11 protein-coding genes and 1 tRNA gene are annotated in these 10,448 nt (G+C 68.6%); 10 read left to right on the top strand and 2 right to left on the bottom strand.

Annotation, left to right across the window (positions count from 1 at the left end):
- Positions 1-202: 202 nt before the first annotated feature.
- On the bottom strand, positions 203-1,216 hold the full coding sequence (locus tag AB0M95_RS39900) for an adenosine deaminase (RefSeq protein ID WP_363776625.1): 1,014 nt from the start codon (positions 1,214-1,216) through the stop codon (positions 203-205).
- A 358-nt stretch (positions 1,217-1,574) separates the two neighbouring features.
- Positions 1,575-2,780 carry a pyridoxal phosphate-dependent aminotransferase gene (locus AB0M95_RS39895; RefSeq protein ID WP_358527437.1) on the bottom strand — a complete coding sequence of 402 codons (1,206 nt, stop codon included), beginning with the start codon at positions 2,778-2,780 and terminating at the stop codon, positions 1,575-1,577.
- A gap of 200 nt (positions 2,781-2,980) precedes the next feature.
- On the opposite strand from AB0M95_RS39895, the gene AB0M95_RS39890 reads away from it, so the two are divergent.
- From AB0M95_RS39890 to AB0M95_RS39845, 10 genes are all read left to right on the top strand, one after another.
- Positions 2,981-3,053, top strand: a tRNA-Trp gene (locus AB0M95_RS39890).
- A 75-nt stretch (positions 3,054-3,128) separates the two neighbouring features.
- Positions 3,129-3,380: a preprotein translocase subunit SecE gene (secE, locus tag AB0M95_RS39885; protein WP_358527434.1), complete on the top strand. Its 252-nt coding sequence runs from the start codon at positions 3,129-3,131 to the stop codon at positions 3,378-3,380.
- 86 nt (positions 3,381-3,466) lie between these two features.
- Positions 3,467-4,252 (top strand): transcription termination/antitermination protein NusG, encoded by a 786-nt coding sequence (gene nusG / locus AB0M95_RS39880; RefSeq protein WP_363776621.1) that lies wholly within the window; start codon positions 3,467-3,469, stop codon positions 4,250-4,252.
- A 184-nt stretch (positions 4,253-4,436) separates the two neighbouring features.
- The gene (gene rplK, locus AB0M95_RS39875; RefSeq protein ID WP_114028424.1) at positions 4,437-4,868 is read left to right on the top strand and encodes a 50S ribosomal protein L11; all 432 of its coding nucleotides are present in this window, start codon (positions 4,437-4,439) and stop codon (positions 4,866-4,868) included.
- A gap of 133 nt (positions 4,869-5,001) precedes the next feature.
- Complete coding sequence (rplA, locus tag AB0M95_RS39870; RefSeq protein ID WP_363776618.1) at positions 5,002-5,721, top strand: 50S ribosomal protein L1; 720 nt, start codon at positions 5,002-5,004, stop codon at positions 5,719-5,721.
- Positions 5,722-5,975: 254 nt separating this feature from the next.
- Positions 5,976-6,860, top strand: a complete 885-nt coding sequence (locus tag AB0M95_RS39865) for an LppX_LprAFG lipoprotein (protein WP_363776615.1) — start codon at positions 5,976-5,978, stop codon at positions 6,858-6,860.
- 601 nt (positions 6,861-7,461) lie between these two features.
- Positions 7,462-8,010: a 50S ribosomal protein L10 gene (gene rplJ / locus AB0M95_RS39860; RefSeq protein ID WP_363776612.1), complete on the top strand. Its 549-nt coding sequence runs from the start codon at positions 7,462-7,464 to the stop codon at positions 8,008-8,010.
- Positions 8,011-8,100: 90 nt separating this feature from the next.
- The gene (gene rplL / locus AB0M95_RS39855) at positions 8,101-8,493 is read left to right on the top strand and encodes a 50S ribosomal protein L7/L12 (protein ID WP_358527420.1); all 393 of its coding nucleotides are present in this window, start codon (positions 8,101-8,103) and stop codon (positions 8,491-8,493) included.
- 347 nt (positions 8,494-8,840) lie between these two features.
- Complete coding sequence (locus AB0M95_RS39850) at positions 8,841-9,359, top strand: hypothetical protein (protein ID WP_363776609.1); 519 nt, start codon at positions 8,841-8,843, stop codon at positions 9,357-9,359.
- A complete protein-coding gene (locus AB0M95_RS39845; RefSeq protein ID WP_363776606.1) occupies positions 9,356-9,925 on the top strand; it encodes a hypothetical protein in 570 nt (189 codons plus the stop codon). Before AB0M95_RS39850 ends, AB0M95_RS39845 begins: the two co-directional genes overlap by 4 nt.
- Positions 9,926-10,448 lie beyond the last annotated feature (523 nt).

Genomic DNA, 10,448 nt, shown 5'->3' with positions numbered 1-10,448 from the left:
CTCGCGGTCACCTTCGACGCCGGCGACCCCGAGAAGGGAGTGACGCAGGACCTCACCAAGCTCGCCGAGGTCTTCGACACGATCTACATCCACTCGCAGTGACGTCCCGCCGTCCCGCGACGGCGTGAACCCGGGCAAGCCCGGCGGAGCTCAATGTTCCGCCGGGCTTTCGCCTTGTTCAGGCGGGGCGTCGCGCCGCGGGTCAGCCGGCGAGCCAGGCGTCCACCGCCGCCAGCAGCTCCTTCTTGGAGGAGTCCGGCGCGGCGGAGGAGCGGATCGACTGGCGGGCCAGCTCCGCGATCTCGGCGTCGCCGAAGCCGTACACCGTGCGCGCCAGCTCGTACTGCGGCAGGAGCCGGGCGCCGAACAGCAGCGGGTCGTCGGCGCCGAGGGCGATCGGCACGCCGGCCTCGAACAGCCGCCTCACCGGCACGTCGCCCGCCCGCTGCGCCACGCCGAGGCCCACGTTGGACGTCGGGCACACCTCGCAGGCGATCTGCCGGTCCGCCAGGCGCTCCATGAGGCGCGGTGATTCGGCCGACCGGATTCCGTGGCCGATACGGTCGGCCTCCAGATCGTCCACGCACTCGGCGACGCTCGCCGCGCCGGACAGCTCGCCTCCGTGGGGCACGGCCAGCAGGCCCGCGCGCCGGGCGATGCGGAAGGCCCCGTCGAAGTCCCTGGCCCGGCCGCGGCGCTCGTCGTTGGACAACCCGAAGCCGGTCACGCCCTTGTCGGCGTACTGGGTGGCGAGCCGGGCGAGGGTCTTGGCGTCCAGCGGGTGGCGGGTGCGGTTGGACGCGACGATCACGCCGATGCCGACGTCCGCGGCGCGCGCGGCCTGCCCGGCGGCGTCGAGCACCAGCTCCAGCGTCGCGGTGAGCCCGCCGAACCGCGGGGCGTACCCCGAGGGGTCGACCTGGATCTCCAGCCACCGGGAGCCCTCGGCCGCCTCGTCCTCGGCCGCCTCGCGTAGCAGGCGGTACACGTCGCTCTCGCGGCGCAGGACCGAGCGCGCGATGTCGTACAGCCGCTGGAAGCGGAACCACCCGCGCTCGTCGGTCGCGCGCAGCTTGGGCGGCCAATCTTGGACGAGCGCGTCCGGCAGGTGGAGGCCCTGCTCCTGTGCGAGCTCCAGCAGCGTCGAATGCCTCATGGAGCCGGTGAAGTGCAGGTGCAGGTGGGCTTTGGGTAGCTGGTCGAGCGGGCGTGCCATCTCCATATCCTGCCGTACGCGAGTCATGCCACGACGCCGGCTTCGGCACTCGACCCCGGAAGCCCCGCTGCGTTGGAGGGCGAAAGGGGACCGCTCATGACGGAAGACGACGAAGCGACCTTCGACGGGTTCCTAGTCGCCGCGAATTCGCCCCAAGATCTCGGCGGCCTCAGGGAGGCGCGCGTTCGGTGGGATCCGGGTGGGATATATCCCGGACGGCCTTATATGGGGGAAATAGTCAGACAGAAATGGTTTTGGTGCGACCGGCCACCTATGCGGGCGACAGGTCATGTCACGAAGAAGGCCCCGGACGGGCGTGGTCCGGGGCCTTCCGTACGCATGCGGACGTTACCGCCGATCAGTGGGCTTCGGCCAGCAGCTTGGCCAGGCGGCTGACGCCTTCCACCAGGTCGTCGTCGCCCAGGGCGTAGGACAGGCGGAAATAGCCCGGCGTGCCGAACGCCTCGCCCGGGACCACGGCGACCTCGGCCTCTTCCAGCACGACCTCGGCCAGCTCGCCAGAGGTCTGCGGGCGCCGCCCCCGGATCTCCTTGCCGAGCAGCCCCTTGATCGACGGGTACACGTAGAACGCGCCGAACGGCTCCGGGCACACGATGCCCGGGATGTCGTTCAGCATGCGCACGATCGTCTGGCGGCGCCGGTCGAAGGCCTCGCGCATGCGGGCCACGGCCGACAGGTCGCCGGAGACGGCGGCCAGCGCGGCGGCCTGCGCGACGTTCGAGACGTTCGAGGTGGCGTGCGACTGCAGGTTGGTCGCGGCCTTCACGACGTCCTTCGGGCCGATCAGCCAGCCCACCCGCCAGCCGGTCATGGCGTAGGTCTTGGCGACGCCGTTGAGGACGACCACGCGGTCGCCGAGCTCGGGCACGGCCGTCGCGATGCTGGTGAACCGCGCGTCGCCGTACACCAGGTGCTCGTAGATCTCGTCGGTGACGACCCACAGCCCGTGCCCGGCGGCCCAGCGGCCGATGGCCTCGACCTGCTCGGGGGAGTACACCGCGCCGGTCGGGTTGGACGGGGAGACGAACAGCAGCACCTTGGTGCGGTCGGTGCGCGCGGCCTCGAGCTGCTCGACCGAGGCGAGGTAGCCGGTCGACTCGTCGGTCACGACGTCGACCTGGACGCCGCCGGCGAGCTTGATCGCCTCGGGGTACGTCGTCCAGTAGGGGGCGACGACCAGGACCTCGTCGCCCGGGTCGAGCAGGGTGGCGAACGCCTCGTACACGGCCTGCTTGCCGCCGTTGGTGACCAGGACCTGCGCCGCGTCGACCTCCAGGCCCGAATCGCGCCGGGTCTTCTCGGCGATGGCCTGCTTGAGCTCGGGAAGGCCTCCGGCCGGGGTGTACTTGTGGAACCTCGGCGTGCGGCAGGCTTCGATGGCGGCCTCGACGATGTAGTCGGGCGTCGGGAAGTCCGGCTCGCCGGCGCCGAAGCCGATGACCGGCCGACCGGCGGCCTTCATCGCCTTGGCCTTGGCGTCGACGGCCAGCGTGGCGGACTCGGTGATGGCGGAGATGCGCGCTGAGATGCGAGGACGGGTCATACCTCCATGGTTCCAGACGGCCGGGACCACCACCGACGCATATTCAGCATGTGGACCGGGACGTGCGAGGATGTGCCGGTCGGTGGAATGGTGCGGCGTGCCTGACGAGTTGGTTCGACGTGAGGCTCATTCCCCCGTACACTTCTGCAACTAGTGAGCGACACGCCTCGGGCTGCTCGGGGTAAGGTGGTTCACGGCAGAGGGCACTAGCGCAATTGGTAGCGCACCGGTCTCCAAAACCGGCGGTTGGGGGTTCGAGTCCCTCGTGCCCTGCGAAGTGCGGTCCGCGCACCGATGGCGTGTATGCCGCCGTAAAGTTGCGTAGGAACGACGGATCAGGTGAGGACTGTGGCGATCGACACTCGCGGCGAGGCCGCGGACAGGCCGAGCAAGCCGACCGGCCGCCCTGCTAAGAAGCGCACTTCGCCTGCACTCTTTTACCGGCAGGTCGTCGCCGAGCTTCGTAAGGTCATTTGGCCGACACGCAAGGATCTCATCTCCTACACCACGGTTGTCCTCGTCTTTGTTGTGATCATGGTCGGGATCGTGGCGGGGGTAGACGCCTTGCTCACGAAGGGTGTACTGGCGGTCTTCGGCTGATCCTGAGCCGCACCCATACCACGCGACACCCGCCCTCGACAGGGCGGTAAAAGATCGCACCATCGACGAGAGAAGAAAGAGTCACCGTGTCCGAGTCCCCACTGTCGGCTGGCGATTCCCGCGAGAAGTGGGAGGGCGAGCCGGAAGAGGCGATCGAGATCACCGAAGAGTCCGGCCAGGCCGGCGCGTACGGTGAGGCCGAGGAGCCCGACGACGTCGCCGACGTCGCCGACGCCGCCGCTCCCGCCGGTGCCGCCGACGAAGACGGTGATCTCGTTCCCGACGTCGACCCCGTCGAAGAGTTCAAGCGCTCGATGCGCGGCCTTCCCGGTGAGTGGTATGTCATCCACTCCTACGCGGGCTACGAGAACCGCGTGAAGTCCAACATCGAGACGCGCACCCAGTCCCTCAACATGGAGGATTTCATCTTCCAGGTCGAGGTGCCCGTCCACACCGTCACCGAGATCAAGGGCGGCAAGCGCACTCCGGTCAAGGAGCGCGTCCTGCCCGGGTACGTCCTGGTGCGCATGGACCTGACCGACGAGTCCTGGTCCGCGGTGCGCAACACGCCCGGTGTGACCGGCTTCGTGGGCCTGTCCAACCGGCCGAGCCCGCTGAACCTCGACGAGGTCGCCAAGCTTCTCGCGCCCGAGCCGACCGAGCAGGCCAAGATCACCACTGCCAAGGCCGCCGCCGCGACCGTCGACTTCGAGGTCGGCGAGTCCGTCACCGTCATGGACGGCCCGTTCGCCACCCTGCCCGCCACGGTCAGCGAGATCAGCGCCGAGTCCCAGAAGCTCAAGGTGCTCGTCTCGATCTTCGGCCGTGAGACGCCGGTGGAGCTGTCGTTCAACCAGGTCTCCAAGATCTGACACGCGAGCAGGTCCTGGTGATCTGACGGCGCACATACACTGGATACTCGTCCCCGCGCGTCGGCGTGCCGCCGTCCGCGAGGTGAATCCCGAGGCCGCACAGTCCCGCAGTGGCCCGTGCGCGCCCTCGGGGGCCCCCGCTCCCCGCGGGGGTCTCTCAGCAGTCAAGGACCCGGAGTAGGAAATGCCTCCAAAGAAGAAGATCGCGGCTCTGGTCAAGGTCCAGCTTCCCGCTGGCCAGGCCACTCCCGCGCCGCCGGTCGGTACCGCCCTCGGTCCCCACGGCGTCAACATCATGGACTTCGTGAAGCAGTACAACGCTGCGACCGAGGCCCAGCGGGGCAACATCATCCCCGTCGAGATCACCATCTTCGAAGACCGCAGCTTCACCTTCGTCACGAAGACGCCGCCGGCGCCCGAGCTGATCAAGAAGGCCGCAGGTCTCGACAAGGCCAGCGCCAACCCGCTCCGCGACAAGGTGGGCAAGCTCACCAAGGAGCAGCTGCGCCAGATCGCCGAGACGAAGATGCCCGACCTCAACGCCAACGACATCGAGGCGGCCGAGAAGATCATCGCCGGCACCGCCCGGTCGATGGGCATCACGATCGCCGACTGACACCGGCCGGCACAACCGCGGCCGACACAACCGCGGCCGACACAACCGCGGCCGACACAACCGCGGCCGACACAGAACACCTGTGGGAGGGCCAGGCGCTGGCCCGCGACCACACACTCCACGAGGAGAAGCAGTGAAGCGCAGCAAGAGCTACCGCAAGGCCGACGAGCAGGTCGACGGCGAGGCCCTGTACAGCCCCGTCGAGGCCGCCAAGCTCGCCAAGAGCACCTCGGTCACCAAGTTCGACGCGACCGTCGAGGTCGCCCTGCGGCTGGGCGTCGACCCCCGCAAGGCCGACCAGATGGTCCGCGGCACCGTCAACCTCCCGCACGGCACCGGCAAGACCGCCCGGGTCCTGGTCTTCGCGACCGGTGACCGTGCCGAGGAGGCCCGCGCCGCGGGCGCCGACATCGTCGGAGCCGACGAGCTGATCGATGAGATCGCCAAGGGCAACCGCCTCAACGAGTTCGACGCGGTCGTGGCCACGCCGGACCTGATGGGCAAGGTCGGCCGTCTCGGCCGCGTCCTGGGCCCCCGCGGCCTCATGCCGAACCCCAAGACCGGCACCGTCACGCCGGCCGTGGGCAAGGCCGTGTCCGACATCAAGGGCGGAAAGATCGAGTTCCGCGTCGACCGGCACGCGAACCTCCACTTCATCATCGGCAAGGTCTCCTTCCCGGAGCGCCAGCTCCTGGAGAACTACGCCGCCGCGCTCGACGAGATCGTGCGTCTCAAGCCGTCCGCGGCCAAGGGGCGCTACCTCAAGAAGGTGACCTTCTCCACGTCCATGGGCCCGGGCATTCCGGTCGACCCGAACGTGACGCGGGGCATCACCGCCGAGCTCGACGCCTGACGATCGCCGGCACCACCGGCATCCCGTAGCCGTGGCACGTCACGTGTCCCGGCCATGGCCGACGTCGCAGAGGGCCTCCACCTCCGGGTGGGGGCCCTCTGCACGTTAATTTCACATTTCCTTCCTCGCAGGTGAGAGGCCGTTTCGGGCTCGCGCGCGCCGTGGCACCGGATTTCGCGCACACAAGGCCACGCACGGGGCAGGGCTTGCGCGTAGGGTCGAAACGACCTATGGGGAAGACGAAGGGATATCCAGTGAAGCGGCGAATGACCCCCGTGCTCGCGGCCGTGGGCTCAGCCATGCTCATCGCGGTATCGGCGTGCGGCCAGGCTCCGCAGCAGCCGGCCACCTCGCTCGGGGCGGTGCAGCTCTCCGCCGCCGAGACGTTGCAGCAGAGCGTCAAGAACACCGAGGACGTCACCTCGTACACCGCCCAGCTCGCCGTCGACTTCTCCGCCCCTCAGGAGGGCGCGGGGTCGGTCAAGGGCACTGTGGTGTACCACCAGAAGCCCCAGCTCGCCTCTGACGTCACCCTGAGCCAGATCAGCATGGCCGGGCAGAACGTCCCCGGCGGCGTCCGGGTGATCCTCCTCGGCGACACGGCGTACCTGAAGATGGACATGCTCAGCAAGCTCGTGGGCGGCACCAAGCCGTGGATCAAGATCGACCTCAAGAAGGCCGGTGAGTCCGCGGGCGTCGACGTCAACCAGTTCCTGCGCCAGGCCCAGCAGGTCGACCTGCAGAGCAGCGTGAAGATGCTGACCAGCTCCAAGGACGTCGCCAAGGTCGGCACCGAGTCCGTCGGCGGCGTCGAGACGACGCACTACAAGGGCACGTTCAGCGTCGCCGAGGCGGTCAAGCAGCTCACGCCCGAGATGCGGCAGAACCTGGAGGGCCGGATCTCCGACGTCAAGGACATGAAGTTCGACGCGTGGATCGACGCGCAGAACCTGCCACGCAAGGTCGAGATGAACGGCGCCGCGGGCCAGGACGGCACGTTCAAGCTGGCCGCCCAGTTCACGTCGTTCAACGACGCCGCCGAGGTCACCGCCCCGCCGGCCGACCAGGTGGGCGAGCTTCCGAACACGCTGGGGAACGCGCCCGCCGGTGACGGCGGCATGGCCGGCAGCGGCACCTGACCTCGGGTCCGCCCAGGCTTTTGATTCGATTAGCGGATCGTAGTTATGTCGTGGCATGCTGTTACCAGCACGCCCGGCGCCCAGGCGACGTCGGGCACCCTCCCCGGTCAGGCCGTACACGCCTGACCGGTCGGCGTCCGGAGGGACGTGCTCGACGGGCCGGCGGCTCCATTTGTCGGCACCAGGGCACGAAGACGATCGGTGAATACCGGGCAGTTCGTTGTGCCTTGATTCTGTGTAACGCACAGGATCGCTAAGCCAATCAGAGACGCTTGTGACGCACCCCGCGGGATGGACACCCGCGGGCTGCGTCGCCGTTCGGGGGCCTTCGTGGGGTCGGATTTTGCGCGACGCGGAGGAACAACGTACAGTGTGGTCTGCCGAAGACCGCCGGTCGTCGCCGAGCCTCTCATGGCTCGGTGGCCCAAGGATCCACGACGTGGACGGCCAGCGTAGGTGATGCGAGTTTTCATATGGTCTGTCATGCGGCTCCGCGCCGCCTGGTGTCCCGTGTGTGAAGCCCCGTGCGCCTGCGCCGGGGCTCGTTCGTTTTTCCAGGTCCCTTGAGCCCTTCGCCGGCGGCACATCTGGAAGGAGGCCCATGGCGAGGGCGGAAAAGGCGACCGCGGTCGCCGAGCTCAAAGATCGCTTCGAGAGCTCGAACGCCGCTGTCCTGACCGAGTACCGCGGTCTCACCGTCGCGCAGCTCAAGCAGCTGCGCGTGTCGCTCGGTGAGCATGCGAAGTTCGCCGTGGCGAAGAACACGCTGTCCAAGATCGCGGCCAACGAGGCCGGGGTCACCTCCCTGGACGATCTGTTCCAGGGGCCGACCGCGATCGCGTTCGTCAACGGCGACGTGGTCGAGGCGGCCAAGGGCCTGCGTGAGTTCGCCAAGGCCAATCCCCTCCTGATCATCAAGGGCGGCGTCGTCGACGGCAGGTCGATGACCCCCGAGCAGATCAACACGCTTGCCGACCTCGAGCCGCGCGAGGTCCTCCTCGCGAAGCTGGCCGGTGCGCTGAAGGCGAAGCAGTCTCAGGCCGCAGCCACGTTCAACGCGCTGCCCACGCAGATGGCCCGCCTCGTCGAGGCCCTGCGCGCCAAGCGCGAGGAGCCCGCCGCGGCGGAGCCCGCCGACAGCGGCGAGTAGGTCGGGCGCGCAAGCGACCACAGCAGGGGATTCAGGCGCATACCGCGGTCCGTTTCCAAGTTTTGTAACACACACGGAGGAACCACCACTATGGCGAAGCTCAGCACCGACGAGCTGCTCGACGCGTTCAAGGAGATGACCCTCCTCGAGCTGTCCGACTTCGTGAAGCTCTTCGAGGACACCTTCGACGTCAAGGCCGCCGCGCCGGTCGCGGTCGCCGCCGCCCCGGGTGGCGGTGGCGCTGCCGCCGCCGCCGAGGAGGTCGAGGAGCAGGACGAGTTCGACGTCATCCTCGAGGCCGCCGGCGACAAGAAGATCCAGGTCATCAAGGAGGTCCGCGCCCTCACGAGCCTCGGCCTCAAGGAGGCCAAGGACCTGGTGGACGGCGCTCCCAAGTCGGTCCTGGAGAAGGTCAACAAGGAAGCCGCCGAGAAGGCCAAGGCCGCCCTGGAGGGCGCCGGCGCCACCGTCACCGTCAAGTGACCTCTCGCGGCTGAAGCCGTAAACGAAAGGGGCGGTTCCACCCAGGTGCCGGGTGGGCCCGCCCCTTTCGCATGCTCTGGGGTTGTTCAGGCCACATGTCACCCCATGGCACTCAATGACGGAAATCGGATGAATACATCTGCTTCTGTCATCTCGGGGGCATTGTGCGTAGAACGCTGCGGGCTCCGTGCCTTCCGGTGGTTCGTCCCGTCCCGGGAAACCCGGTGAACCCCGCTAGATGATCTTGGCGGCGGGTTATGATCCGGCGACCGGCCGCCGGTCCCGGCATCGCGACGCGCCCGTCGCCGTGATGCCCGCGAGGCGGCCCCAGGCGAGGGAGGGTATAGGTGGCGCTGCACGCGGCTCGCTCTCCCCGCCGCTGGCTGCCGCTGATCGTGGCGTTGCTGATCGTCCTCATCGGCGTCCTGGGCGTCGCCTGGGTGCGCGTCGGCGCCGATCTCGACGAGGCGAGGGCCGCCGCGGCCGACCGTGTGGCCGCGACCCAGGCCGCCGAGCGCTACGCACTGATCCTCATGGCGGTCGACTACCGCACCGTCGACCGTGACGTGCGGCGCGCGCTGGACTCCTCCATGGGCCAGGCCCGGGCCGAGTACGAGCGCGACGCCGAGCGCCTGAAGGCCGCGACCCGCGAGCACAAGGTCGTCCAGACCGGCGTGGTGCGCGCCGCGGGGCTGGTCTCCATGGACGCGCGCCGGGCCGGCGCCCGCGTGCTGGTGGTGGCCGACGCGGTGGTCCGCTGGGACGGGACCAAGACGCCCCCGCAGGAGCGTTTCAACCGCTGGCGCATGGAGGTCACCAAGAGCCGTGGAGTGTGGTGGGTGTCGAAGCTGGAGCGGGTGACGTGACCGGCGAAGGGCTCTCCGCGGGCCTGGAGCGGCCTGACGGCCGCCCGGCCCGGCGCTACGGGTATCTGCTCGCGATCGGGCTGGGAACGCTCCTGGCGGCCGTTCTGGCCGTCCTGGTGGCCATCACCTACTTCCGCCTCCAGGAGCTGCGCGAAAGTGAGGCGGCCTCGGCGGAGGCCCTCGCGGTGGCGCTCGCGTACGCGCCGGACATGCTCAGCTACGACTACCGCACGATCGACGCCGACCTGGCGCGGGCGCGCGGGTACGCGACGGGCCCCCTGGCCGATCACTACCGCGAGCTGGCCCGGGTGCTGGCCCCGACGATCAAGAAACAGCAGACCGTCCAGCAGGCGGTGGTGGCCGCGGCGGCCGTGGAGTCGGCCACGCCGGACCGCGTCCAGGTGTTGTTGTTCATGAACGTGGGAACGACCAAGGTGTTGCCGGGCGAGACGGTGCCCCAGAAGCAGGTGGATCAGAACCGCGCCCGGTTTCTGCTGGTCAGAGGTGATGGCCACTGGTTGGTGGCTGAGCTGTCGACCTTGATTGGCAATGCCCCGACAAGCTGAGACATGTCCGGCGGCTCGCCATGGGCACGGCGTGGCGCGTTATCCAATTGTTAGTAAAGCTTAGGTTTGGGCCGCGTGAGCCTGGGCAGGGATAAGGGCACGACAGCGTCGATGGCGGGTAAGCCTTCGACCCTCGGAGTGACTGAGCGTTAGCCGATCCGCCGCGCGGGTATCGTCTGGGTTCGGCTCGGGCCTTGGTCGCCCCGGGGGAAGAAAACGCAGCGTGACGGCCATCGGTTCGCTCGAATCGGGCCTCTCGGGCTTGACGTTTCGGCGCTGACGGGCGATGCTGCGTCCAACGTGGAGCGCAGAGCGAGACTGGAGTGGACAGGTGTATGCCTATCGGCTACACTGCCCCTTTGCGCTGCCCTTTGACGACCCGCTTCTCTAGGTAACTTTGGAACATGGTCGTCTGGCGTGCGTGTAGTCAGTCCGCGAGCCCTCGGAAGGACATCTGTTGGCAGCCTCGCGCAACGCCTTCGCCGTACCCGCTGGTCCCCGCCGCGTGTCTTTCGCGCGCATC

Source organism: Sphaerisporangium sp. NPDC051017 (assembly GCF_040683095.1).
Lineage (GTDB): Bacteria > Actinomycetota > Actinomycetes > Streptosporangiales > Streptosporangiaceae > Sphaerisporangium.
Note: the sequence above shows the minus strand (reverse complement) of the source record. Positions and strands in the feature narration are given on the sequence as shown.